General features: G+C 68.8%; 24 protein-coding genes. 12 read left to right on the top strand and 12 right to left on the bottom strand.

Annotated elements, in window-relative coordinates; translation table 11 throughout:
• Positions 1-3: 3 nt before the first annotated feature.
• Genes VF522_RS10620 through VF522_RS10610 form a run of 3 tightly spaced genes read right to left on the bottom strand, consistent with a single transcriptional unit; the run spans position 4 to position 5,247 of the window.
• Positions 4-2,391 (bottom strand): 7TM diverse intracellular signaling domain-containing protein, encoded by a 2,388-nt coding sequence (locus VF522_RS10620; RefSeq protein ID WP_330908228.1) that lies wholly within the window; start codon positions 2,389-2,391, stop codon positions 4-6.
• Complete coding sequence (locus tag VF522_RS10615) at positions 2,388-3,956, bottom strand: alkaline phosphatase D family protein (RefSeq protein ID WP_330908227.1); 1,569 nt, start codon at positions 3,954-3,956, stop codon at positions 2,388-2,390. Before VF522_RS10615 ends, VF522_RS10620 begins: the two co-directional genes overlap by 4 nt.
• Positions 3,957-3,975: 19 nt before the next feature.
• Positions 3,976-5,247, bottom strand: a complete 1,272-nt coding sequence (locus tag VF522_RS10610) for an MFS transporter (protein WP_330908226.1) — start codon at positions 5,245-5,247, stop codon at positions 3,976-3,978.
• Positions 5,248-5,361: 114 nt separating this feature from the next.
• Here VF522_RS10610 and VF522_RS10605 point away from each other — a divergent pair, with 114 nt between their 5' ends.
• Both VF522_RS10605 and VF522_RS10600 read left to right on the top strand, forming a co-directional pair.
• On the top strand, positions 5,362-6,489 hold the full coding sequence (locus VF522_RS10605) for an ABC transporter substrate-binding protein (protein WP_330908225.1): 1,128 nt from the start codon (positions 5,362-5,364) through the stop codon (positions 6,487-6,489).
• An 89-nt stretch (positions 6,490-6,578) separates the two neighbouring features.
• Positions 6,579-7,208: a CDP-alcohol phosphatidyltransferase family protein gene (locus VF522_RS10600; RefSeq protein WP_330908224.1), complete on the top strand. Its 630-nt coding sequence runs from the start codon at positions 6,579-6,581 to the stop codon at positions 7,206-7,208.
• Here the strand turns inward: VF522_RS10600 and VF522_RS10595 are convergent, their stop codons facing one another.
• The 3 genes from VF522_RS10595 to VF522_RS10585 are packed head-to-tail and all read right to left on the bottom strand — an operon-like array spanning position 7,209 to position 8,114.
• Positions 7,209-7,472 (bottom strand): DUF5985 family protein, encoded by a 264-nt coding sequence (locus tag VF522_RS10595; protein WP_330908223.1) that lies wholly within the window; start codon positions 7,470-7,472, stop codon positions 7,209-7,211.
• Between the two features lie 2 nt (positions 7,473-7,474).
• Entirely contained in the window at positions 7,475-7,735 is a 261-nt protein-coding gene (locus tag VF522_RS10590) for a DUF5985 family protein (protein ID WP_330908222.1), read from the bottom strand.
• Position 7,736: 1 nt separating this feature from the next.
• Entirely contained in the window at positions 7,737-8,114 is a 378-nt protein-coding gene (locus VF522_RS10585; protein ID WP_330908221.1) for a hypothetical protein, read from the bottom strand.
• Positions 8,115-8,302: 188 nt separating this feature from the next.
• Here VF522_RS10585 and thpR point away from each other — a divergent pair, with 188 nt between their 5' ends.
• A complete protein-coding gene (gene thpR / locus VF522_RS10580; protein WP_330908220.1) occupies positions 8,303-8,824 on the top strand; it encodes an RNA 2',3'-cyclic phosphodiesterase in 522 nt (173 codons plus the stop codon).
• A gap of 39 nt (positions 8,825-8,863) precedes the next feature.
• On the opposite strand, the gene VF522_RS10575 is transcribed toward thpR, so the two are convergent.
• The 4 genes from VF522_RS10575 to VF522_RS10560 form a co-directional block, all read right to left on the bottom strand.
• Positions 8,864-10,042 (bottom strand): DUF4382 domain-containing protein, encoded by a 1,179-nt coding sequence (locus VF522_RS10575; protein ID WP_330908219.1) that lies wholly within the window; start codon positions 10,040-10,042, stop codon positions 8,864-8,866.
• Positions 10,043-10,223: 181 nt separating this feature from the next.
• Positions 10,224-10,868 carry a hypothetical protein gene (locus VF522_RS10570; RefSeq protein ID WP_330908218.1) on the bottom strand — a complete coding sequence of 215 codons (645 nt, stop codon included), beginning with the start codon at positions 10,866-10,868 and terminating at the stop codon, positions 10,224-10,226.
• Between the two features lie 14 nt (positions 10,869-10,882).
• The gene (locus tag VF522_RS10565; protein ID WP_330908217.1) at positions 10,883-11,494 is read right to left on the bottom strand and encodes an FHA domain-containing protein; all 612 of its coding nucleotides are present in this window, start codon (positions 11,492-11,494) and stop codon (positions 10,883-10,885) included.
• Between the two features lie 58 nt (positions 11,495-11,552).
• Positions 11,553-12,020, bottom strand: coding sequence for a DUF2721 domain-containing protein (locus VF522_RS10560; protein WP_330908216.1), 468 nt, complete (start codon positions 12,018-12,020; stop codon positions 11,553-11,555).
• A 97-nt stretch (positions 12,021-12,117) separates the two neighbouring features.
• On the opposite strand from VF522_RS10560, the gene VF522_RS10555 reads away from it, so the two are divergent.
• From VF522_RS10555 to VF522_RS10545, 3 genes are all read left to right on the top strand, one after another.
• The gene (locus VF522_RS10555) at positions 12,118-12,555 is read left to right on the top strand and encodes a universal stress protein (protein WP_330908215.1); all 438 of its coding nucleotides are present in this window, start codon (positions 12,118-12,120) and stop codon (positions 12,553-12,555) included.
• 614 nt (positions 12,556-13,169) lie between these two features.
• A complete protein-coding gene (locus VF522_RS10550; RefSeq protein WP_330908214.1) occupies positions 13,170-13,973 on the top strand; it encodes a sulfite exporter TauE/SafE family protein in 804 nt (267 codons plus the stop codon).
• A 14-nt stretch (positions 13,974-13,987) separates the two neighbouring features.
• A complete protein-coding gene (locus VF522_RS10545) occupies positions 13,988-14,941 on the top strand; it encodes a methionyl-tRNA formyltransferase (protein ID WP_330908213.1) in 954 nt (317 codons plus the stop codon).
• On the opposite strand, the gene VF522_RS10540 is transcribed toward VF522_RS10545, so the two are convergent.
• Entirely contained in the window at positions 14,898-15,854 is a 957-nt protein-coding gene (locus tag VF522_RS10540) for a LysR family transcriptional regulator (protein ID WP_330908212.1), read from the bottom strand. The genes VF522_RS10545 and VF522_RS10540 overlap by 44 nt on opposite strands.
• A gap of 109 nt (positions 15,855-15,963) precedes the next feature.
• On the opposite strand from VF522_RS10540, the gene VF522_RS10535 reads away from it, so the two are divergent.
• The 6 genes from VF522_RS10535 (at position 15,964) to oxlT (ending at position 21,989) form a co-directional block, all read left to right on the top strand.
• Positions 15,964-16,170, top strand: a complete 207-nt coding sequence (locus VF522_RS10535; RefSeq protein WP_330908211.1) for a hypothetical protein — start codon at positions 15,964-15,966, stop codon at positions 16,168-16,170.
• A 293-nt stretch (positions 16,171-16,463) separates the two neighbouring features.
• On the top strand, positions 16,464-17,456 hold the full coding sequence (locus tag VF522_RS10530) for a Bug family tripartite tricarboxylate transporter substrate binding protein (protein WP_414709496.1): 993 nt from the start codon (positions 16,464-16,466) through the stop codon (positions 17,454-17,456).
• 101 nt (positions 17,457-17,557) lie between these two features.
• On the top strand, positions 17,558-18,079 hold the full coding sequence (locus tag VF522_RS10525; RefSeq protein ID WP_330908210.1) for a tripartite tricarboxylate transporter TctB family protein: 522 nt from the start codon (positions 17,558-17,560) through the stop codon (positions 18,077-18,079).
• A 43-nt stretch (positions 18,080-18,122) separates the two neighbouring features.
• Positions 18,123-19,652: a tripartite tricarboxylate transporter permease gene (locus tag VF522_RS10520; protein WP_330908209.1), complete on the top strand. Its 1,530-nt coding sequence runs from the start codon at positions 18,123-18,125 to the stop codon at positions 19,650-19,652.
• 28 nt (positions 19,653-19,680) lie between these two features.
• Positions 19,681-20,514: a cytidylate kinase family protein gene (locus tag VF522_RS10515; protein ID WP_330908208.1), complete on the top strand. Its 834-nt coding sequence runs from the start codon at positions 19,681-19,683 to the stop codon at positions 20,512-20,514.
• A gap of 275 nt (positions 20,515-20,789) precedes the next feature.
• Positions 20,790-21,989, top strand: a complete 1,200-nt coding sequence (gene oxlT, locus VF522_RS10510; protein WP_414709495.1) for an oxalate/formate MFS antiporter — start codon at positions 20,790-20,792, stop codon at positions 21,987-21,989.
• A 91-nt stretch (positions 21,990-22,080) separates the two neighbouring features.
• Here oxlT and VF522_RS10505 read toward each other — a convergent pair whose 3' ends face one another.
• Positions 22,081-22,689 carry a Crp/Fnr family transcriptional regulator gene (locus VF522_RS10505; protein ID WP_330908206.1) on the bottom strand — a complete coding sequence of 203 codons (609 nt, stop codon included), beginning with the start codon at positions 22,687-22,689 and terminating at the stop codon, positions 22,081-22,083.
• Positions 22,690-22,729 lie beyond the last annotated feature (40 nt).

Raw genomic sequence — 22,729 nt, 5'->3', positions numbered from 1 at the left:
CCATCATCCCGGCGCAGGCCGGGATCCGGGGATCCGCACCGTGAACGTCGTGCCGGCCCCGAGCCGGCTTTCCACGGCGACGGTGCCGCCGTGGCGCTCCACCGCGTTCTTCACGATCGCCAGCCCCAGGCCCGTGCCCTGGATCTCGCCGACGTTGCTCGCGCGGTGGAAGGACTGGAACAGGTGCGGCACCTCCTCGGGCGGGATGCCGATGCCCTGGTCGCGCACGCGGAACACGGTCTCCGCGCCTTCGCGCTGGACGTCGAACCGCACGCTGCCGCCCTTCGGCGAATACTTGATCGCGTTCGACAGCAGGTTGCCGAAGACGTGGCGCAGCAGCTTCTCGTCGTAGAGTCCCGGTCCGACCTCCGGCGCCGCTTCGAACACCACCCGGCCCGCGCCCTGCGGATGCTGCTGGCGCGCCTCTTCCACCAGCTTCGGGCCGAGCGCGCGCAGGTCCACCGTCGCCGGCTGGAACTCCAGCAGTTGCGCGTCGGCGCGACCGAGCAGCAGCACGCGATCGAGCATGCGCGACATGCGCTGCACGCCGGCGGCGATGCCGTCCAGCGTTTCCAGCCGCTCGCGCTCCGGCAGGCGCTCGCCGTAATGCCGCAGCACCTCCTCCGCCGACAGGATCGCGGCGAGCGGCGTGCGGAATTCGTGGCTGGTCATCGCCACGAAGCGCGAGCGCAGCTCGTTCAGGGCCTTCTGCTGCTCCAGCGCCTCGCGCATCTCCGCATCGGATTTCTTGCGGCCGGTGACGTCGAGGAAGGTCCAGATCACGCCGGAGTCCGGATCGTGCGGCCGCACGCAGCTGCCGCCCATCTGCACCCAGAACAGCTCGCCGTTGCGGCGCTTGAGCTCCATCTCGCAGGTGTAGGTGTTGTCGGCGATCAGCGTCGCCCTGGCCTCCACGCCGAAGCGCTGCCAGCTCTCGGTGTCGGGGTGCAGGTAGTCCGATCCCTGCCCGATCAGCACCTGCCGCGGATACCCCAGCATGTCGGCGAATTTCTGGTTCACCCACTCGTGGCGGCGCCTGACCGACAGCACGATGCCCACCACCGCGTTGTTCAGGATGGCCTCGCGTTCGCGCAGGATCAGCTCGCGCTCTTCCAGCGCCGTCTTCAGCTTGCGCTCGGATTCGAAGAGCGCCTCCACCATCGCCTGCTCCGCCGCGAGCCGGGCCTGCGCCTGCTCGCGCTGCCGGCGCGCCACGTTGATGCGGTCGGCCAGCGCGAAGGACAGCAGCACCATCTCGATCGCGGATCCGATCAGCAGCGAGTTGGAGGTGAAACGGTTGGACGCCAGCAGGCCGGAGTTGTGCAGCAGCAGCGTGGCCACGCCCATCAGCAGCACGGCCCAGGCGGCCAGGTAGTGGCGCGCGCCACCGTGGCCGCGGCGCATCGCGAGCACGCCGGTCGCCACCAGCGAGACGATGCCGAGCGGCGCCAGCACCATCAGCATCCAGGCCGACACCACGTAGGGCAGCGCGGCGGCGGCGAGCACCGTCAGCAGCCACAGGCCCACCTGCACGCGCAGCGCGCGGTCCATCAGCGGCAGCGAGTCGCGGCTTTCCAGGAAGCGGCGGGCGAACAGCAGTGCGAACACGCCCGCGAAGGCCACCCCGATGTGCGGCGCGACGCTGTTCCACCAGACCTGTTCGGGCCACAGGAACTGCGTGCCCAGGCCGGTCAGCGCGCCCTGCGCCAGCCCCATGGCCGCCACGAACAGCACGTAGACCAGGTAGGCCGGATCGCGCACCGACACGAACAGCAGCAGGTTGTAGAGCAGCAGGCCGACCAGCACGCCGAAGTACAGCGCCAGCACCGCATAGGCGGCCTGGTCGAACTGCCACATCGCCTGCGGCCGCCACAGGCGCAGCGGCGCGGCGACCACGCCCTCGCTCGCCAGCCGCAGGTAGAGCGTGCTCCCCTGCTGCGGCGGGATCCAGACGGGCAGCACGTGGTTGCGATGGGCGACCGCGCGCGTGGTGAAGGGCTCGCGGTCGCCGCCCACCTGGCGCTGCCAGCCGCCTTGGGGGTCGGGCGAGTACAGCTCCAGGTGGTCCAGCGGCGGATACGCGAGTTCCAGCAGCCACCGGGGATCGCCGGCGGCGGGCGCCCGCAGCTGCACGCGCAGCCACACCGCGCCGCGGTTCATGCCGAAGTTGGCCGAAGGCCCGCTGCCTCCGACTGCCTGGAAGCGCGCCTGCTGCGCCGGCTGCAGGACGTCCTCCAGGCGCAGCGTGCCGCCCGGGTCCTTGAGGATGTTCACGAAAGCCCCGAGCTCGTAGCGCGGCGCGCTCCCGAGTTCCAGCGGTGCGGCGTGCGCCCACGCGGACGCGGCCGCGAGCAGCCAGCACAGGACGATGCGGACGCAGCAGCCCCTCATGCGGCCTGCAGCAGCGGTCGCCCCGCCTCCACAGCGAAGCGCGCCGCCGTTGCGATCGCCGCGTCCTGGCGCGTCACGTCGTCCACCACGCGCAGCGATACTTCCAGCCGGCCCGGCGTGAAGTCCGCCAGGCCGTAGCCGCGATGCCCCGCCTCCGCGTAGACGAAGTGCGGGTTGTCGGCCCAGCGATTGCGCAGGTGCTGCGGCTCGGTGCTGCGCGAGGTGATGCTGGTGCCGCAGAACTCCACGCCGACATTGGCGCTGTCGGAGCGCGCGTAATCGGCCTTGACGTGGCCGACCCAGTTCTCGTGCACGTCGCCGCCCAGGAGCACGGGATTGGGCGCGCGCGATGACTGCAGGGCCTCGACCAGCCTGCGCCGTGCGGCCGGATAACCGTCCCAGCCGTCGTTCCACAGCAGGGTGCCGGGGCCGGGCACGAAATCGCGCTGGCCGAACAGGGTCGCCTGGCCCAGGAGCGTCCAGGCGGCCCCGCCCTGCGCGAGTTGCGCCGCGAGCCAGCGCTCCTGTTCCTCGCCGAGCATGGTCCGCGTCGGATCTTCCAGCGGCGCACAGGCGAGCGGATTCACCATGCCCGAGCCGTACTGCCCGCCGCGCGTGCAGACCTGCGGGCTGCGGTACTGGCGGCCATCCAGCAGCAGGATCTGCGCGAGCCGGCCGAAGCGGCGCTCGCCGTAGATGCGCAGGCCGCGCCCGCCCGCGAGCCCCTCGAGCGCGCGCGTGAGCATGCTCGCGGGCACCGGCATGTGCTCGTACCAGGCCTGGTAGGCGGCGGCGCGGCGGCGCGGGAAATCGGTGACGGCCGGACCGGCCTTGCCTTCCTGCTCGCCGGCATAGTCGTTCTGCACCTCGTGGTCGTCCCAGGTGAAGAGCCAGGGACAGGCCGCGTGCATCGCCCGCAGATCGGGATCGCTGCGGTACAGCGCGTAGCGAGCGCGGTAATCGTCCAGCGTCAGCACCCAGCCGCTGCCCACCGGCCGCACGGCGTTCACGGCGCCGCCGTATTCGTAGATGTAGTCGCCCAGGAACACGACGAGGTCCGGCGCGTCGGCGCGCAGGTGGCGCCAGGCGGAGAACCAGCCATGCTCCCAGCGCTGGCAGGACGCATAGGCCAGGCGCAGCCGCCGCGCCATCGCGTCCGGCGCGGGCAGCGTGCGCGTGCGTCCGGTGGGGCTGGCCCACTCACCGGCCATGAACCGGTAGTGGTACCAGCGGTCGGGCGCGAGCCCCTGCACTTCCACGTGCACCGAGTGCGCGAGATCGGGCAGCGCCTGCGCCTGTCCCGACTGCACGATGCGCGCAAAGCCTTCGTCCTCGGCGAGTTCCCAGCGCACGGTGAGGGGCTGCGCGGGCAGCGAGCGTCCCAGCAGGCGCGTCCACAGCACCACGGAGCTGGCCGTGGGCGAGCCGCTGGCCACGCCGGCGCCGAAAGGCATGTCGGCGATGCGGGTCTGGCTCCAGGCCCAGCGCGGAAGCGATGCGGCAGCGGCCGTGGCGGCCGCCATGGCCAGCAGGCGGCGGCGATCGATGACGGCGGGCGCGCGCATTCAGCGCGACTATAGAGGATCAGGCGGCGGCGCCCCGCCCCGCCAGCGGCCAGGCGCGGATCTGTCCGAGCGCGTTGGCGCGCCAGAGCAGGAAACCGACGATGGTGAGGTTCAGGAGGTTCCAGGCGATGCCATTGAGGAAGGCGGCGCGATAGGAGCCGGTGAGGTCGAACACCGCGCCGGACATCCAGCCGCCCAGCGCCATCCCGAGCAGCGTCGCCATCAGCACGGTGCCGACACGCGCGCCCGCCTCCTGCGGCGGGAAGTACTCGCGCACGATCAGCGCGTACGAAGGCACGATGCCGCCCTGGAACAGGCCGAACAGGCCCGACACGAGATAGAGCGACACCAGCCCGTCGGACGGCAGGAACAGCAGCAGCGCCACGCCCTGCAGCAGCGATCCGAGCAAGAGCGTGCGCAGTCCGCCGATGCGATCGGAGATCCAGCCCGAGACGAGCCGGCTCACCACGCCCATCCCGAGCATCAACGACAGCATCTCCGCCCCGCGGGCGGCGCCGAAGCCGAGGTCGCCGCAATAGGCCACGATGTGCACCTGCGGCATCGACATCGCCACGCAGCAGGAGACGCCGGCCACGCACAGGAGCGCCAGCAGCGCGTTGGGCGGCAGGCCCAGCGGCCGCTGCGCCGGCGGGACGAAGCCGCCGGCCGGCGCGGCGGCCGCGCCCGCGAAATCCTGCACCGGCGGGCGCCGCCGCAGGAAAAGCGCCAGCGGCAGCATGCTCGCGATGCAGAAGATTCCCATGCCGATGTAGGTCTGGCGCCAGCCCACGCTGTCGATGAAGTGCTGCATCACCGGCGGCCAGAGCGCGCCCGCGGTGTAGTTGCCGCTCATGCAGATCGCCAGCGCGATGCCGCGGCGGCGGTCGAACCAGCGCGAGGTATCGGCCACCAGCGGCGCGAAGCTGGCCGACGTCCCCAGCATGCCGATGAACACGCCTTGCGCGAGCCCGAACAGCGCCGGCCCCGGCGCCAGTCCGGCCGCGATGTACCCGATGCCGAGGCCCGCGGCGCCGAGCATCACGGCCAGCATCACGCCGAAGCGGTCGGCCAGCCGCCCCATCAGCACCCCGCCGATGCCGAAGCCGATCATGGTGAGCGTGTACGGCAGCGACGCGTCGCCGCGGGCGATGCCGAAGTCCTGCTGCATCCGCGGCAACACCACCGTGACCGAATACATGCCGGAGCCGCCGATCGTCATCAGCAGCAGCGACATCGCCAGGCGGGCCCAGGCGTAGGGTGATTCAATGGCCTCGCGGCCGGCGGTCTGCATGTGCCGATTGGAACCCAACGACGCCGCGTGGCCAAATTCCGGCAAGTCAGGGCTTTCCAGAGTGGAAAATGGAAACCATCGGCTTATGGTCTCGCGCACAACGCTGGAGAACGAATGGGAACGAGGAAATTCGCGGCACGCGCCGCGCTGGCAACGGCAGCCTGGTGGGCTGCGCAGGCGGTGCACGCCGCCACGATCGTCGTGGCGCAGGTGGGCCCGATGTCCGGCCTGGAGGCCAGCCAGGGGCGCGCCTACGCCACCGGCATGCAACTCTGGTTCAACGCGGTGAACAAGGCCGGCGGCATCAACGGCCACACCTTCTCGTTGGTTCGGCGCGACGATGCCGGCCGCCCCGAGGACACCGTGACCGCCACCAAGGCAGTGCTCGCCGAAGACAAGCCGATGGTGCTGGCCGGCTACGTGGGCAGCAAGAACATCACCGACCTGGTGGCCACCGGCATGCTGGAGAAGGAGCGCATCGCGCTGGTGGGCTACCGCACGACGGAGATCCGTCCCGACACGCCGCTGCTCTATAGCGTGCGCGCCACGCTCGCGGACGAACTGAACAAGCTCACCGAGCATCTCGCCACCATCGGGATCACCCGCCTGGGCCTGTTCTACGAGGACGGGCCGGGCGCGGCGGCCCTGCTGAAGGCGGCCGACGATGCCGCCGCCAAGGCCAAGGCGAGCATCGCGTCCAAGGCCTCCTACCCGCCCGGCACGGCGCGCGTCACGCCTGCCGTGGACGTGTTCCTGAAGAACCCGCCGCAGGCGATCCTGATGATCTCCAGCGGCGGCGCGGCCGCGGGCTTCATCGAGCAGTACCGTTCCGGCGGCGGCGCGGCGCAGCTGTTCGCGCACTCCGGCGCCGACATCGAACAGATGTCCAAGCGCCTGTCGGAGGAGCAGATGCAGGGCGTCGCGATCGCGCAGGTCACGCCGAGCCCCTACAAGATCTCCACCAGGCTGGCCAAGGAATTCAACGACCTGGCCAAGGCGAACACGCTGGAAGTGCCCGTCAGCTATTCGATGATGGAAGGCTTCATCGCCGCCAAGGTGATCGTCGAGGCGGTGCGGCGCCAGGGCGCGAAGCCGACGCGCGAAGCCATGGCCACGACGCTCGACGCGATGGAGAGCTACGACCTCGGCGGCTACGTGGTCGGTTTCCGTCCCAACAAGCGCAACGGCTCCCGCTTCGTCGAGCTCTCGATCGTCAGCGGCAGCGGGCGCATCCGCCAGTAAGTCGGCGCGCGACTACAACGGCCCGTGCCGGGGGACGACGGGCCGCCTCCAAGCTGGTGCTTAAGGTGGGTGCCGAGCAAGGACGACGCATGCAACGCACGGCACCCCGGCATTTCTCGATGGTCAGGTCCTTCCACCTGGCCGACTTCTTCACCCTGGGCAACGCCGCCTGCGGCGTCGGCGCCATCCTGCTGGCCATGGTGTACATGGCCAGCGGCGACACCACCCACTTCCTGCTGTCCGCCGCGCTGGCGCCGGCCGCCTTCGCCTTCGACGTGCTGGACGGCCGGATCGCGCGCGCCCGCCACCAGCATTCGGCGCTCGGGCGCGAGCTCGATTCGCTCTCGGACGTGATCTCCTTCGGCGTCGCGCCCGCGGCGCTCGCTTTCGCGGCGGGCATGCAGGGCGGCTGGGACGCCGCCGCGCTGCTGTACTTCGTCTGCTGCGGCGTGAGCCGGCTGGCCCGCTACAACGTCACCGCGGAACAGCTCGCGGGCGACGAATCCGGCAAGGTGAAGTACTTCGAAGGCACGCCCATCCCGACCAGCGTGGTGCTCACGGGCGTGCTCGCGTGGGCCGCCTGGCGCGGTGCGCTCGGCGAGAACCTGTGGGGCGGCGCCATGGAGCTCGGCCCCTGGAAACTGCATCCGCTCGCCCTGCTGTTCGTGCTGTCGGGCAGCCTCATGATCAGCAAGACGCTGCGGATCCCGAAGTTCTGATCAGCGCTTCGGCGGCCGCCGGTTCTTCTGCCAGATGGCCAGCAGGATGAGGCCGTAGCCGAGCACGCGCACGCCGTAGAAGATCGGGTTGTCCTCGCCCGCGCCGGTGATGGTGGCGAGCGCGACGCGGTCGGCGGCCTCCAGCCAGAAGGACAGCGCGAACCAGAGGAAGAAGCGGTCGCGCGTGTGGCGCCAGAAGCGGAAGAAGAACAGGCCGGCGAGCAGCCAGCCCATCGCCACCGCACCCATGAGGACCTGCGTCATGCTCAGTCCTCCTCCCAGATCAGCCCGAACAGCAGCAGCAGCACCGCGGCGAGCGCCCAGATCAGGCGCAGCGTGCCGAGGTCCACTTCCGTCGGGAGCACGAGCCGGTCGATCACCAGCAGCACGTTGTTCACGCTGAGCGCGGCGAAGCACATCGCGCTCCAGAACAGCAGCCGGGCCCCGCTGGCGCGCCAGCTGCGCCACAGCAACACCAGGCAGGTGATCGAAGTCAATGCGCAAAGCGTGTAGATGACCGCGGCCATGTCAGTCCTTGCGAAAACGGAACGCATCGGCGAACTGCTGTGCCCGCCGGTCGATGCGCGAGTGGATGAGGTCGGTCACGGCCACCAGGTTGGAGGCGTAGGCGTGTGCGACGTGATCGATCAGGTCGGCCAGCTCGGCCGTGGGAGCATATCGGACGGCGCGCTCCCCGGCAGCCTGGGCCAGGCCGCTGGCGCGCAACTGCTCCAGCAGGTCGGCGCCGTTGCGCTCCCGCACGTAGAGGCGCCGGGCCAGCTCGGCGGCGTCCCAGTCTTTTGCCGGTTCGGCGCGCAGCAGCAGCACGGCCTCGAGGTAAGGCACGGACGGCACGCTGGTGAGGATGAACCGGCGGACTTCTGCCGGTAGCTCGGGAACGCTCATCGTTCTTCTAGTTCGCCAGGCTGCGCGGTGGCACTGGTTTTCCCGCTGGCAGAAACCGCACCGGCCTGTACATTGGGCGTGACTGTAGCGCGAACCGCTGCTCATCAGGAACCGGTCACGAGCGTTGGAGCCCTTCGGGGCTCTCTTTTTTGGCCCTGCGTCGATGCGTGGCGCGCCAGAATCGCCGAATGGACACTGCTGCCCCGTCCAGCCTGCGCCTCTTCCTCGGCCTGTGGCCGACCACCCTGGAGCGCATTGCACTCGAGCGGCATGCGCATGCGTGGCAATGGCCGGCATCGGCCCGCCACACCCCGCCGGAACGGCTGCACCTCACCCTGCACTTCCTGGGCGAAGTCGCATCCGGGAGGCTGCCCGACCTGAAGGAAGGCCTGGAGGTCGAGTGGGGAGCGTGCGAGCTGCTGCTCGACGTGGCGCAGGTGTGGCCGGGAGGCATCGCCGTGCTGGAGGCGGGCACGGTCCCGCCGGAACTGCTGCAACTGCATGCCGTGCTCGGCGAGCGTCTCACGGCGCTCGGCATGGTCACGGAAGCGCGGCGCTACCGTCCGCACGCCACGCTGGCGCGCAAGGCCTTCGGGGCGCGGCCCCCGGCCGGCTTCGAGCCGCTGCGCTGGCGCACGGGCCCGCATTACCACCTGGTGCGCTCGCTGCCGGGTGGCCGCGGCTACGAGACGCTCCAGGTCTTCGGCTGAGCGCGGTCCTTGCGCATGAATAAAGGCGGACGCCGGGCGTCAGTAGGCGATGTTGGCCGTCGTGGCCGCCCCGCGCGCGTCGAACACGACCGACTTCGTGCCCTTGGTGGGCGAGACCGCCTTCAGGTCGTACTTGCCGGCCGCGGTGGCGTCGGCCGCGAAGGCCAGGCCCGAGGCGGAATACGGCGCGCGCACCGGGTCCGCGGTCGGCAGCCGCATCGTGTAGGTCGCAAAGTCGAGGTCCACCGGCACGCTGAGCACCTGGATGGGCCCGCCGGTGGCGACGTTCTGGAAGGCCGTCACGGTCGCGTCGGTCACAGCGACCGCACTCGCCGTGACCGTGCCCGTCACCGTCGTCATCGACGACGTCGGCAGCACGATATAGCTGGCCGTGCCGTTCACCGCGGTGGTCGCCGTGCCGACCGGCACGCTGTTGATCACGCCGGTGGCGCGTTCATCGGAGGTGATCACCACCGTGTACGTGCCGGGCTGCAGGTAGGCAAGGCGGAACTGGCCGTTGGCGTCGGGCACCGTCGAGCGCAGCACCTCGCCACCCTGCTGGGCCGAGACCGCGGTCTTGCCCAGCGTCAGGGTGGTGGTGACGTAGCCCGTGATGGAGCCGGCCGGCTGGTCGGTGAAGCGCACCACCGGCTTCAGGACGTACTGGCCCGAGTTGCCGGCGATCACGATCGACTTGCAGGCATCGAAGTCGAGCAGCATCTCGGTGGTGCTGTTGGCCGCGACGTCGAAGTCGGCCTGGATCTTCAGGCCGCTCTGCTGCGCGCTGGGGGTCTTGAGCTGCTGCGGGGTGCCGTCCAGCAGGATCACCTCGTTGCCGTTGTCGGCCAGCACCAGGCGGATCTGCCGGTACGCGCCGGCATCCACCGTGGCGGTGCCGAGGTCGGCCAGCGCGCCGTTCGTGAGGTTCAGCAGGTCGATCCTCACCGGCGCGTTCGGCGGGATGATCTCTTCCCAGCCTGCCTGGGTGTCGGCGGTCGTGCCGTTCTTGTGGATGCGCACCTTCTCCACGTTCACCCACACGTTCCGGTAGCAGGACGGCGCGTCGGTCATCGACATCTTGACCGTGCCCTGCGGCACCGGGCCGCTGCTGCCGCCGCCGCCATCGCCACCGCCGCCGCCGCAGGCGGCCAGCAACGTCATGGCCGCCAGGCCGATGGCCCCGGCGATCCTGGAGCTCCCACGCAACTTCTTCTCCATTGCTGTTTCCCTACTTGGTTGGACAAGAAGGGGCATGCTCGGTGGGCGCTTCCGGGCCGGAGTATCGATGGGTAACGGGCAGCCGTGTTTCCGGCGCGGCCGTTGCTTTTGCTTCGAGCTTGTTGCGGGCCGACACCGCCAGTGCAGCGCGGATACGACGCGGAGCGCACCGGTACGGTGCTCAGGACGGCTTGTCGTCGAAGGGCTGGGTCGGCTGGAAATCCGGCGGGTCGTCGTCGCGCTCGCTCTTGCGCGAGGGACGCCGGGCGGTGTCCGCCAGGGCGGCGTCGCGAATGGCGAACAGGGCCTTCAGGTCGCGCTGGACGTCGTCGTCGGTCTTGGGGGCTTCTTCGTCGGAGCGGCCCCGGCCCGTCGGGCCCAGCGGCGCCGGGCCGCTTTGGGCCCAGGTGTGCGGATCCGGCATCTCGTCGGCGTTGAAGCCCTGGAACTCCCAGCCGAGGCTCAGCAGCCAGTCGCTGCGGGCGCGCGGCTCGTAGCGCGCGAGCTCGCGTTCGAAGCTGTCCTGGAAGGCGAACACATAGGTGATCAGCCGGTCGTGCGCCTTGCGCACGACGAAGTTCACGTGCAGGCCGTTGCGGCCGCCGCGCGTCACCGCGGACAGGATGCGGCACTCGATCCAGTCCGAAGGGATGCCGTGCTTGCGCATGGTGTCGCGCAGCATCACCTGCACGAGGTCGCGGTGGGAGGTGCGCGAAGGCTGCGAGTCCTGGGCGTCGGGCTCGCTTTCATGGAACTGCGTGGTACCGGACCCTCCCGGCGCCTGGACTTCCTTGCCGTTGCCGAAGATGCGATGGATCAGTCCCATGCGCCGATTGTCCTTCATTCCCTCAGCTGGAACCGCATCTGCGTGCCCGCGATGTCGAGGACGTCCCGATCCGACAACATCACCGGGTCGCTGCCCAGCGGCGTGCCGTTCACCAGAGGCGCCGTGGCGCCTCCGAGGTGGGTGACGAAGAAGCCGTTGCGGCGATGCGCGACCGACACCACCGACACGCCCGGCTTGCCGAAGGTGGTGACGGCCTTCAGCACCGGCATCTCCAGGCCGGCGGAGCCGCCGGAGAGCACCTCGAAGCTGGCGTGCAGCGGCATCGCGTCGGCGGGGAACGACAGCGTGCCGCCGAAGGTGCTGGGGGCCTCGCTCGCCTGCAGGTAGCGGATGCGATAGGGGCCGATGGCGATCACGTCGCCGTCGGCGAGCTTGGTGCGCTCCTTGACCATGCGGTCGTTGACGTAGGTGCCGTTGGTGCTGCCGAGGTCCTCGAGGAACACGTCGGCCACGCCCACGAGGTCGAAGGCGCAGTGCTGGCCGCTCACCACCATGGTGTCGAACATGATGTCGTTGCCCGGCTTTCGGCCGAGGGTGGTGCGGTCCTTGTGCAGGTACACGTGCTTGACCTCGACACCCTTCACCGTGGCAATCAGCTGCGGCATACGCGCTCCACTGCCGCACCGCGCGGCCGGACCATGCTAATCCCGCCTCACGGGCGCTTCAAGCGGAAGGTCCCCCAGGCGGGCGGTGCACCTGGAAATCGAGCAGGCGGGTGGCCAGGAAAGTCTCGGCGAGGAAGCAAAGCAGCGCCGCCAGGAAGCAGGCGACCCCCAGCAGGAAGCTGCCGATCGCCCATCCGCTGATCTTGATGCCGCCCGTCTCTCCCAGGAACAGCACGATGATCGTCAGCCCGATCAGGAATGCGCAGCTGGTGAGCAGCGCGATGGAGCCGTTGGCGAGCCAGCCGCGCACGCGCAGTTGCTGCAGTTCGCGTTCGGCGCGATCGAGGAACTGCAGGTCGGTCGATTCGAGGGCCCGGTCCTCCACCAGCCGCGCGCGGTCGATGATGCGCGCGAGCCGGCTGGCCACCGCGCCGATCATGCCGGACACCGCGGTAAGCAGGAACACCGGCGCGATGGCCAGCTGGATGCCGTGGGGGATGGACGTGCCGTCGAGGGGAAAGGCCATGGCGGCGATTATCTGTCGCGCTGACGCGCTTGACGCACGTCAAGCATGGCGTACGGTGGAAGCGGCACGATGGCCGCATCCATCCCGGAGACCCACCATGTTCAAGCACATCCTCCTCGCCACCGACGGCTCCCCGGCGTCCGAGCACGCCGCGCAACTGGCCGTGGATCTCGCGCGCGTGCACGGCGCGAAGCTCACCGCGGTGTACGTCGTCGATCCCTACCCCTACCTGGGCATCGGCGAGGCGAATCCGCTGGGATTCCAGGCCTACATGTCGGCCGCGCTGCAGCATGCCTCCGAGGCGCACGCCAAGGTGCACGCGCAGTGCGAACAGGCGCCCAAGGTGCCGTTCCAGCCGCGGCTGGTCGAAGACGTGGCCGCGGCCGCCGGCATCGTGCAGTCGGCCCGCCAGGTCGAAGCCGACCTGATCGTGCTCGGCTCCCATGGCCGCACCGGCGTCGCGCGGCTGATGCTGGGCAGCGTGGCGGGCAAGGTCGTCGCGGAATCGGCGATCCCGGTGCTGGTGGCGCGCTGATCCTCGTCATCGCCGCGGAGGCGGGGATCGAGGGCGTTCGCATGGAAGCGGCTGCGCCGCTTTGCACGGGAAATGGTGGGCAAGCGAGCTTGCCCACCCTACGGCGATCACGCGGACGATGGCAGTGGCAACGAACAATGCGCCACCGCCCTGCCCTGCTGCCAGCCCCCGTGCGGGCGGGGCCGGGGTCGCGCATGAAGGCATGGCGCCTGCGAGGACCGGGCAGGCGGACCAGCGCGGCTACGAGAGCGAAGCGTATCGAGCCGCGCGTACGTTTCTGACTCGCGACACCGGTGTCTGAGCGGAGTGTTTGGCCGCGCGCGGGCAAACACGCAGCGAGTTCGGTCGCGGGGGCCGCCTGCCCGGTCCTCGCAGGTTTGCCGAGCGCCGAAAGGCGCGAAGGACGCCATGCCAGCGCGACCCCGGCCCCGCCCGCGCGGGGGCTGGCAGCCGGGCGCGATGCGAAAAAGCGGGAAGCGGCGCAGCCGCTTCAACACAGGAAGCCCTGGATCCCCGCCTGCGCGGGGATGACGGGTAGCGGGGGGATGACGGGTAGCGCGGGGATGACGGAGGCAACCTTTGCGACAATGCCCGGCTGCCCACCCACAACAACGATGTCGCTCCTGGACCCGATCCTGATCCTCGAACTCGCCACCATCGGCACCTGTACCGGATTCCTCGCGGGGCTGCTGGGGATCGGCGGGGGGATGATCATGGTGCCCTTCCTCTCCATCATCCTCGCCCACAAGGGCTATCCCGCCGACTACACGGTGAAGATGGCCGTGGCGACCTCGCTGGCCACCATCGCCTTCACGTCGGTCTCCTCCGTGCGCGCGCACAACCAGCGCGGCGCGGTGCTGTGGCCGGTGGTGAAGGTGCTCGCGCCGGGCATCCTGGTCGGGTCCCTGCTGGGCGCGCAGATCGCCCATGCACTGCCCGGCAAGCTGCTCGGGATCCTGTTCGCGATCTTCGTCGCGTTCTCGGCGACGCAGATGTTCCTCAATCGCCGGCCGGAACCGAGCCGCACGCTGCCGGGACCGCTGGCCACCTTCGGCGTCGGCAACGTGATCGGGCTGCTCTCGTCGCTCGTGGGCGCCGGTGGCGCCTTCGTGTCGGTGCCCTTCATGACGTGGTGCAACATCAAGATCCACGACGCGGTCGGCACCTCCGCCGCGCTCGGATTCCCGATTGCCCTGGCCGGCACCATCGGCTACATCTACGCCGGTCTCGGGCTGCCGCAGATGCCGCCCGGGTCGGTCGGCTACCTGTACCTGCCCGGACTGTTCATCATCTCGGCGGCCAGCATGGTGATGGCACCAGTTGGCGCGCGCACCGCGCACCGCATGGACATCCAGCCGCTCAAGAAAGTGTTCGCGGTCGTCCTGTACTGCCTCGCGGCGTACTTCCTCCTGCGCTGAAGAAAGAATCCACAATGGCCCGCATCGCCTTCATCGGACAACAGGACTTCGGCAAGGCCGTCCTCGATGCCTTCATCGCCCGCGGCGACACCATCGCCGGCGTGTTCTGCGTCCCGGACAAGCCGGGCGCCAAGCCCGACGCCCTGAAGGCCGACGCCATGGCGCGCGGCCTGCCGGTGTTCTCCTTCGCCAGCCTGCGCAGCCCCGAGGCCGAAGAGGCCATGCGCTCGCTCGACGCCGACATCGGCGTCATGGCCTACGTGCTGCAGTTCGCGCCGCAATCCTTCGTGAACATCCCGCGGCACGGCACCATCCAGTACCACCCTTCCCTGCTGCCGCTGCACCGCGGCCCTTCCTCGATCAGCTGGCCGATCGCGCTCGGCAAGGGGGAGACCGGGCTCACCATCTTCCGTCCCACCGACGGCCTCGACGAAGGGCCGATCCTGCTGCAGAAGCGCGTGCCGATCGGCGCCACCGAAACGCTCGGCGAGGTCTACTTCAACAAGCTGTTCCCGCTGGGCGTCGAGGCGCTGCTCGAAGCCACCGACCTGGTGATGGCGAACGGGCACCGCGAACAGGTGCAGGACGAAAGCCAGGCGACCTACGAAGGCTGGATGCTCGACGAGGATTGCGAGATCCACTGGCCGGGCCACGTCGACACCATCTACAACCTGATCCGCGCCTGCAACCCGGCGCCGGGCGCGTGGATGATGCTCGCCGGCACCAAGGTGCGCGTGTACGACTGCCACAAGCACGTGGTGGGGCGCTACGTCTCGCGCGGGCACCGGCCGGGCGACGTCGCCGGCGTCACCGGGACGTCCATCGTCATCTGGGCCCAGGGCGGCCTGATCGAGATCCTCAAGCTGCGCCCGGAAGGCGGCGGCAAGCTGTCCGCGGGCGAATTCGCGAAGCAGCGCGGGCTGCCTATTTCGACCGAGTGGCAGTCCTGGGTGCGGGCTTCTTCGTGAAGCCGAGGGCGCGGTCGATGAGCGTCGCGCCGTCCTGCAGCAGGAAGTCCTTGAAGGCCTGGGCCACCGGCGGCAGCCGCTTGGCGCGCCGGTGCACCACGTACCAGTTCAGCATCAGCGGAAAGCCCTGAACGTCCAGCACGACCAGGCTGCCTGACTGCAGCTCGCGCCCCACCGTGTGGGCCGACAGGAAGCTCACGCCCATCCCGGCCATCACCGCCTGCTTGATCGTCTCCGTGCTGCGGATCTCCATCGCGATGTTGACGTTCGCGAGCTGCGTGCCGAAGCCGTCCATCATCGAGTTCCAGGTGTCGGAGCCCTTCTCGCGCACGACGAAGGGATCGCGCACGATGCGCGACATCGCGATGCGCGGCGTCTTCGCCAGCGGATGCGTGGGCGCGGCGACGATCACGTAAGGGTGCGGCGCGAAGGGCTCGGCCACCGTGTCGGCGTCCTCCGGCGGGCGCACCATCACCGCGAGGTCGGTGACGTTGTCCTTCAGCTGGGTGAGCAGTTCCTCGCGGTTGCACACGCCGAAGTTGAGGGTCACGCCGGCGTGGCACTGGGCGAATTCCACCAGCAGGCGGGGAAAGAAGTAGTCGCCGGCGCTGATCACCGAAACGTTGAGCCGCCCCCCGGAGACGCCCTTGTACTGGGCCATCGCCTCCTCCGCCTCCTGGAATTTCTGGATGATCTCGCGGCTCGACTGCAACATCTGCGTGCCCGCGGGCGTGAGGTGGATCTTCTTGCCCAGCTGCTCGAAGAGGGGCAGGCCGGCGTGGTCCTCGAGCTTGCGCACCTGCGTCGACACGGCCGGTTGCGTCAGGTGCAGTTCCTCGGCGGCGCGCGAGAAGCTGCGGTGGCGCGCGACCGCTTCGAAGACCTTCAGCTGGCGCAGGGTGGCGTGTCTCATCGTGGCGCGATCATAACTCCAAGCTAATGCAAATGATCAAAACGTTTCACTGTCATTAATCGATTCCGGCGCCTAGAGTGCACTGCACAGGAAGTTCAAGGAGACACCCATGCGCCAGGACACCACCCCCACCTACACCGCCGACGACGCCCTCGACCTGTGCCGCGACTGGGACGCCGCCGCGTGCGCCTCGGGCCGCGAAGGGCTGCGCGCCTGGCTCGAGAAGGAGCGCCCGCACCTGCTGCGCGCCTACGACGCCGACTTCCTGGTCCAGGCCGCCGAAAGCGCGCGGCAGCGGCCGCAGGTGGTCCGCTGATCGCACGACACGCCGACGCGCCCCACGGGGCGCGTTTTGCGTTCGTACGTACTCATACGGGTGCTCCCTAAGGGGCACGCGGCGACTCGTTCGTTCCCAGCGAGTTCCACTCCCCCGGACTTTCCCTAGAAGGGCACTTCACTTCCGAAAAATTGACCGCAGTCAAGAGAATTCGACCCTCCTTGGTTGGACCATCGGCTGCGTTCTCGCGATGAATGTCATCGTGACAGATGGCACGGGCGAGGCGAACACACAGGAGACAAAGCGTGAGAATCCCGACCCTCAAGAACCGCATGTCGATCGCCATGGCAGCCGCCATCGCGTCCGCCGCGATGCTGGCCGCTCCCCTTGCCCACGCCGCGTGGGAACCGACGAAGCCCGTCGAATTCGTGGTGCCCGCCGGCACCGGCGGCGGCGCCGACCAGATGGCGCGCCTGATCCAGGGCGTCGTCGTCAAGCACAACCTGATGAAGCAGCCGCTGGTGGTGGTGAACAAGTCCGGCGGCGCGGGCGCGGAAGGCTTCCTCGACGTGAAGAACGCCAAGGGCGATCCGCACAAGATCGTCGTGACGCTGTCGAACCTCTTCACCACGCCGCTCGCCACGGGCGTTCCCTTCAACTGGCGCGACATGACTCCCGTGTCCATGATGGCGCTGGACAACTTCGTGCTGTGGGTCAACGCCGAGACGCCGTACAAGGACGCCAAGTCCTACCTCGCCGCGGTGAAGGCGGCCGGCCCGAGCAAGATGAAGATGGGCGGCACCGGCTCCAAGCAGGAAGACCAGATCCTGACCGTGGGCCTCGAGAAGGCCACCGGCGCCAAGTTCATCTACGTTCCCTTCAAGGGCGGCGGCGAAGTGGCCGTGCAGCTGGTGGGCAAGCACGTCGACTCCTCGGTGAACAACCCGATCGAGGCCGTGGCCCAGTGGCGCGCCGGCCAGCTGCGCCCGCTGTGCGTGTTCGACGACAAGCGCATGCCCTACAAGGCCAAGATCACCGACACCATGGCCTGGGGCGACATCCCCACCTGCCAGGAAGCCGGCGTGCAGTCGCACTACACGATGCTGCGCGGCATCTTCATGCCCCCGGGCGTGAACAAGGACCAGGTGGCGTTCTACACCGACCTGCTGAAGAAGGTCCGCGAGACCCCCGAGTGGAAGGAGTACATGGAGAAGGGTGCCTTCAACCAGACCTCCATGGAAGGTGAAACCTTCAACACCTGGCTCGGCAAGGCGGAACAGCAGCACCGCGACCTGATGAAGGAAGCCGGCTTCATCGCCAAGTGATCCCCAGGCCCCCGCGCAACGCGGGGGCGCTTTCCGCCCGATTGCGACCTCTTTCCCTCGATTCCGACAGTGCCGGCCGCACCGGCAGGAGACCCGCCCCCATGGACACCCACCACGAGCCCGAAGCCGCCGCGCGCACGGGCGTTCCCACGTTCGCCGTCGAAGCCGGCGTTGCCGCCCTCGTGCTGCTGCTCGGCCTCGTCGTGGCGTCCGGCAGCTACAAGCTCGGCGCAGGCTGGACCAGCGATGGTCCGGGCGCCGGCTACTTCCCCTTCTACATCGGCTTGATCCTGTGCATCTCCGGCGGCGGCATCCTGTACCAGGCGCTGCTGGGCAAGAAGCGCAACATGGAGATCTTCGTCGACGGCGAGCAGATCCGCCGCGTGCTGTCGGTGCTGCTGCCGGCTGCCGTCTACGTGCTGGCGATCCACGTCGTGGGCATCTACATCGCCTCGGCGGTGTACATCGCCGGCTTCATGATCATCCTCGGCAATTACGGCAAGGCGAAAAGCGCGACGATCGCCATCGTCATCTCGGTCGTCTTCTTCATGATGTTCGAAGTCTGGTTCAAGGTGCCCCTGCACAAGGGCTGGCTGAACCCGCTCGGCTTCCTCGGCTACTGAAGCCGTTTCCCTTTCCTCGCCACAGGCCAGCCTCACAACCGTCATGACCGAACTCAGCGCCCTGTTCCATGGCTTCAGCGTCATCCTGACGCCGATGAACATGCTCCTCATGCTGGTGGGTATCACGCTCGGCGTGCTCATCGGCGTGCTGCCGGGACTCGGCGGCGCCAACGGCGTCGCCATCCTGCTGCCCCTCACCTTCTCGATGTCGCCCACCTCGGCGATCATCATGCTGTCCTGCATCTACTGGGGCGCGCTGTTCGGCGGCGCCATCACCTCGGTGCTGTTCAACATCCCGGGGGAACCGTGGTCGGTGGCGACCACCTTCGACGGCTACCCGATGGCGCAGAAGGGCCAGGCGGGGCAGGCCCTCACGGCGGCCTTCACCTCCTCGTTCATCGGCGCCTTCGTCGCGGTGCTGATGATCACCTTCCTCGCGCCGCTGGTCGCGAAGTTCGCGCTCAAGTTCGGCCCGCCGGAATTCTTCGCGGTCTACCTGCTCACGTTCTGCAGCTTCGTCGGCATGGGCAAGGGCTCGCCCTTCAAGATCCTGGGCTCGATGGCGATCGGCTTCGCGCTGGCCGCCGTCGGCATGGACACCGTCACCGGCCAGCTGCGCCTGACCTTCGGCTTCGAGGAGCTGATGCGCGGCTTCGACTTCCTGATCGCCGTGATCGGCCTGTTCGGCATCGGCGAGATTCTGCTGTCGATGGAAGAAGGTCTCGCCTTCTCCGGCAAGAGCGCCAAGATCAATCCGAAGGTGGTGTTCGAAACCTGGAAGCAGTTGCCCCGCTACTGGATGACGTCGCTGCGCAGCTCCCTGGTCGGCATGTGGATGGGCATCACGCCCGGCGGCGCCACGCCCGCTTCCTTCATGAGCTACGGCCTCGCGAAGAAGATGTCCAAGGACGGCGCCAGCTTCGGCACCGGACACATCGAGGGTGTGATCGCCCCCGAGACCGCGGCGCACGCCGCCGGCACCTCCGCGCTGCTGCCGATGCTGGCGCTGGGCATCCCCGGCTCGCCGACCGCGGCCGTGCTGCTGGGCGGCCTGCTGATCTGGGGCCTGCAGCCCGGCCCGCTGCTCTTCGTCGAGCAGAAGGACTTCGTGTGGGGCCTGATCGCCTCCATGTACCTCGGCAACCTGGCCGGCCTGATCGTGGTGCTCACCACCGTGCCGCTGTTCGCCTCGATCCTGCGCATCCCCTTCTCCATCATCGCCCCGGTGATCGTGGTGATCTGCGCGATCGGCGCCTTCACCGTGCACAACGCGATGATGGACGTCTGGCTGATGCTGCTGTTCGGCGTGATCGGCTACGTGTTCAAGAAGCTCGACTACCCGCTGGCGCCGCTGGTGCTGGCCCTGGTGCTGGGCGACAAGGCGGAAGACTCCTTCCGCCAGGCCATGCTGCTGTCGCAGGGCGACCTCGGCATCATGGTGTCCAACCCGCTGGTGGGCTCCATCACGGGCCTGGCGCTGATCATGCTGGTCTGGCCGGTCCTGTCGAAGCTCGTGAACAAGGTGCGCCGTCCGAAGGCCGCCGGCTTCGCGGCCGAACAGCCGGTGGACTGATCGCCAGGGAACGAAGAGGAGGCTCACTTTGCCCGTCATCGCACTCACCCAGGAAATGGGATCGCTCGCCAAGGACGTCGCCATGCGCGTCGCCGAGATGGGCGGACTCACCGTCATGCGCAACGAAGTGGTGGAGAACGTCGCCGGCCGCATGCAGGTGCCGGCCAGCCTGATCCGCCGTCTGCGCGAAGGCAAGGCCGGGATCGTGGAGCGCCTGTCCACCGACAAGGAACAGGTCGCGCTCTACACCGCGGAGGAAGTGTTCGCGCAGGCCGAACGCGGCAACGTGGTGCTGCGCGGCTGGGGCGCCACCTGCCTGCTGCACCCGGTGCAGCACGTGGTGCGGGTGCGCGTCACGCGCTCCTTCGAGTCGCGCCTGGCCTGGCTGATGGACCACCTCGGCACCGACAACCGCGACGCGGCCGAACAGGAACTGCGCCGCAGCGACGCGGCGCATGCCCAGCGCATGAACGCGCAGTTCGGCGTGACCTGGGGCGATCCCCTGCTCTACGACCTCGTGCTCAACACCGAACGCGTGTCGGTGGACAGCTGCGCGGAACAGGTCCTGCAGCTCGCCAGGCGTCCCGAATTCCAGGAAACGCCGCAGTCGCGCGCCGCGCTGGCGGGCCTGGCCCTCGCCGCGCGCGTGCGCGCCGCGCTGAAGGCCAACGAGGCCACCAGCAACGTCGACGTGCAGATCGACGGCCGCGAGGGCCGCGTCGTCCTGAGCGGCATCGTGGTGAACGAACAGGAAAAGGCCGAATCCGAACGCGTGGCAAGCACCGTGGCGGGCGTCGGCAAGGTGGAAAACAAGCTGCACCTGATGAAGGTGTCGCGCAAATTCACTTACGCGAAGACATGAGTCCAAGCGGATCACCGAAGTTGGAAGCGGCCCTCTGGGGCCGCTTCTCATTTCGGCGAGCCGAAACTGAGTAGAACCTGACCAGCGAAATCGATACGACCTCCGCCTCGCACCACCGGCGAGGCATCCCTCCCTGCAATTACCTTCCTTCCAAACCACATCACAGGAGAACACGGATGGACAAGACTGTTGGCGCCCTGCCCGGCGTCGGGCCCGCTGCGGCGGGCAGCGCAAACGCGGAGCGCGGCGCGGCCTTCCGCTGGGCGCAGCTCGTCATGGGCATCATCTGCATGGCGATGATCGCCAACCTGCAATACGGCTGGACGCTGTTCGTCAATCCGATCGCGGACAAGTACCACTGGACCAGGGCGGCCATCCAGGTGGCCTTCACGATCTTCGTGCTCACCGAGACCTGGCTCGTGCCCATCGAGGGCTGGCTGGTCGACAAGTACGGCCCCCGCGTGGTGGTGATGGGCGGCGGCCTGCTCGCCGGCCTGGGCTGGATCGTCAACGCCTATGCCGACACGCTCACGCTGCTGTACGTGGGCGCGGCCATCGGCGGCGTCGGCGCCGGCGCGGTCTACGGCACCTGCGTGGGCAACGCGCTGAAGTGGTTCCCGGATCGCCGCGGCCTCGCGGCCGGCCTGACCGCCGCGGGCTTCGGCGCCGGCTCCGCGCTCACCGTGGTGCCCATCTCGGCCTACATCCACAACCACGGCTACGAAGCCGCCTTCCTGTACTTCGGCATCGGCCAGGGCGCGATCATCTTCGTGCTGTCGTGGTTCCTGGCGCGCGCGCCGGAGGCGCAGAAGCTGGGCGTGGGCACCGCGAAGGTGCTGCAGACCCGCAAGGACTACACGCCCGGCGAGATGGTGCGCAAGCCCGTCTTCTGGGTCATGTACCTGATGTTCGTGCTGGTGGCCGCCGGCGGCCTGATGGCGACCGCGCAGCTCGCGCCCATCGCCAAGGACTTCAAGATCGGCGACGTGCCGGTGAACATCGCGGGCCTGGTGCTGCCGGCGCTGACCTTCGCGCTCGCCATCGACCGCGTGCTCAACGGCCTGACGCGCCCCTTCTTCGGCTGGGTGTCGGACCAGATCGGCCGCGAGCTGACCATGCTGATCGCCTTCGCGCTGGAAGCCGTGGGCATCCTGGCGCTGTACCAGTACGGCAGCAACCCGGTGGCCTTCGTGATCCTGACCGGCATCGTGTTCTTCGCCTGGGGCGAGATCTACAGCCTGTTCCCCTCGACCTGCGCGGACACCTTCGGTTCGAAGTACGCGGCCTCCAACGCCGGCCTGCTGTACACCGCCAAGGGCACCGCCGCCCTGCTGGTGCCGCTGTCCAGCGTACTGACGGCCATGACCGGCAGCTGGCACGCGGTGTTCATCGCGGCGAGCGTGATGAACGCGGTCGCGGCGTTGCTGGCGTGGTTCGCGCTGCGGCCGATGCGCCGGGCGCAGCTGGAGGGTTGACCCGATCTTGTCATTGCGGGCTCGACCCGCAATCCATGCGGCGCTCGATCGGGCGCTGCGTGGATCCCGGGTCAAGCCCGGGATGACAGGTTCAGATCTTCCCCCGCGACTTCAACCGGCTCAGCGTCTCCGCCGAGAGGTTCAGGTAGGAAGCGAGCTCCTTCTTCGGCAGCCGCTCCTCCAGCTCCGGGTGCTTGCGCAAAAAGCGCTTCACCCGGCCCGGCGCGTCCAGCAGGTGCAGCGTGATCGTGTGCGCCATGATCTCGCTCATGTGGTACATCACTTCGTACTCGAAGGCCTGCTTGATGTTCGGGTGCCGGTCGAGGAAGGTGACCCAGTCGCGCAGCGGCAGCTTGGCCACCCGGGCGCGCGTCACGCACACGATGCTGTAGGGCGCGGGGGTCCCCAGCCGCCAGGCGGCGTAGCTGGTCTCCATCTGCCCCTCGTCGGCGAAGCGCAGGATCATCTCCTTCGCCTCCTGGTTGCCCACCACCCGCTTCAGGATGCCCTCGAGGATGAAGTACTGCTCCATCTCGTGGACGCCCTGATTCAGCAGGGACTCGCCCTTCTGGCAATCCACCACCACCAGCAGGGGCTCCAGCTCTGCCATCTGCGCCGGCGTCATGGCCTTGAGAGCCACGTTGTGGGCCAGCTGCACGCGGATCACGTTGCGTTCGGGGTGCTTGTCGATGGAGGACATGGGATGGAGCGAGGGATTCCCCTTAATGGCCGGCCAATTT

Source organism: Ramlibacter sp. (genome assembly GCF_036383835.1).
Taxonomy (GTDB): domain Bacteria; phylum Pseudomonadota; class Gammaproteobacteria; order Burkholderiales; family Burkholderiaceae_C; genus Ramlibacter.
Note: the sequence above shows the minus strand (reverse complement) of the source record. Positions and strands in the feature narration are given on the sequence as shown.

What these genes read in the sequence shown, in the direction of transcription:
- VF522_RS10620 (WP_330908228.1), bottom strand. Translation starts at nt 2,391, where the DNA reads ATGAGGGGCTGCTGCGTCCGCATCGTCCTGTGCTGGCTGCTCGCGGCC.
- VF522_RS10615 (WP_330908227.1), bottom strand. Translation starts at nt 3,956, where the DNA reads ATGCGCGCGCCCGCCGTCATCGATCGCCGCCGCCTGCTGGCCATGGCG.
- VF522_RS10610 (WP_330908226.1), bottom strand. Translation starts at nt 5,247, where the DNA reads ATGCAGACCGCCGGCCGCGAGGCCATTGAATCACCCTACGCCTGGGCC.
- VF522_RS10605 (WP_330908225.1), top strand. Translation starts at nt 5,362, where the DNA reads ATGGGAACGAGGAAATTCGCGGCACGCGCCGCGCTGGCAACGGCAGCC.
- VF522_RS10600 (WP_330908224.1), top strand. Translation starts at nt 6,579, where the DNA reads ATGCAACGCACGGCACCCCGGCATTTCTCGATGGTCAGGTCCTTCCAC.
- VF522_RS10595 (WP_330908223.1), bottom strand. Translation starts at nt 7,472, where the DNA reads ATGACGCAGGTCCTCATGGGTGCGGTGGCGATGGGCTGGCTGCTCGCC.
- VF522_RS10590 (WP_330908222.1), bottom strand. Translation starts at nt 7,735, where the DNA reads ATGGCCGCGGTCATCTACACGCTTTGCGCATTGACTTCGATCACCTGC.
- VF522_RS10585 (WP_330908221.1), bottom strand. Translation starts at nt 8,114, where the DNA reads ATGAGCGTTCCCGAGCTACCGGCAGAAGTCCGCCGGTTCATCCTCACC.
- thpR (WP_330908220.1), top strand. Translation starts at nt 8,303, where the DNA reads ATGGACACTGCTGCCCCGTCCAGCCTGCGCCTCTTCCTCGGCCTGTGG.
- VF522_RS10575 (WP_330908219.1), bottom strand. Translation starts at nt 10,042, where the DNA reads ATGGAGAAGAAGTTGCGTGGGAGCTCCAGGATCGCCGGGGCCATCGGC.
- VF522_RS10570 (WP_330908218.1), bottom strand. Translation starts at nt 10,868, where the DNA reads ATGGGACTGATCCATCGCATCTTCGGCAACGGCAAGGAAGTCCAGGCG.
- VF522_RS10565 (WP_330908217.1), bottom strand. Translation starts at nt 11,494, where the DNA reads ATGCCGCAGCTGATTGCCACGGTGAAGGGTGTCGAGGTCAAGCACGTG.
- VF522_RS10560 (WP_330908216.1), bottom strand. Translation starts at nt 12,020, where the DNA reads ATGGCCTTTCCCCTCGACGGCACGTCCATCCCCCACGGCATCCAGCTG.
- VF522_RS10555 (WP_330908215.1), top strand. Translation starts at nt 12,118, where the DNA reads ATGTTCAAGCACATCCTCCTCGCCACCGACGGCTCCCCGGCGTCCGAG.
- VF522_RS10550 (WP_330908214.1), top strand. Translation starts at nt 13,170, where the DNA reads ATGTCGCTCCTGGACCCGATCCTGATCCTCGAACTCGCCACCATCGGC.
- VF522_RS10545 (WP_330908213.1), top strand. Translation starts at nt 13,988, where the DNA reads ATGGCCCGCATCGCCTTCATCGGACAACAGGACTTCGGCAAGGCCGTC.
- VF522_RS10540 (WP_330908212.1), bottom strand. Translation starts at nt 15,854, where the DNA reads ATGAGACACGCCACCCTGCGCCAGCTGAAGGTCTTCGAAGCGGTCGCG.
- VF522_RS10535 (WP_330908211.1), top strand. Translation starts at nt 15,964, where the DNA reads ATGCGCCAGGACACCACCCCCACCTACACCGCCGACGACGCCCTCGAC.
- VF522_RS10530 (WP_414709496.1), top strand. Translation starts at nt 16,464, where the DNA reads ATGTCGATCGCCATGGCAGCCGCCATCGCGTCCGCCGCGATGCTGGCC.
- VF522_RS10525 (WP_330908210.1), top strand. Translation starts at nt 17,558, where the DNA reads ATGGACACCCACCACGAGCCCGAAGCCGCCGCGCGCACGGGCGTTCCC.
- VF522_RS10520 (WP_330908209.1), top strand. Translation starts at nt 18,123, where the DNA reads ATGACCGAACTCAGCGCCCTGTTCCATGGCTTCAGCGTCATCCTGACG.
- oxlT (WP_414709495.1), top strand. Translation starts at nt 20,790, where the DNA reads ATGGGCATCATCTGCATGGCGATGATCGCCAACCTGCAATACGGCTGG.
- VF522_RS10505 (WP_330908206.1), bottom strand. Translation starts at nt 22,689, where the DNA reads ATGTCCTCCATCGACAAGCACCCCGAACGCAACGTGATCCGCGTGCAG.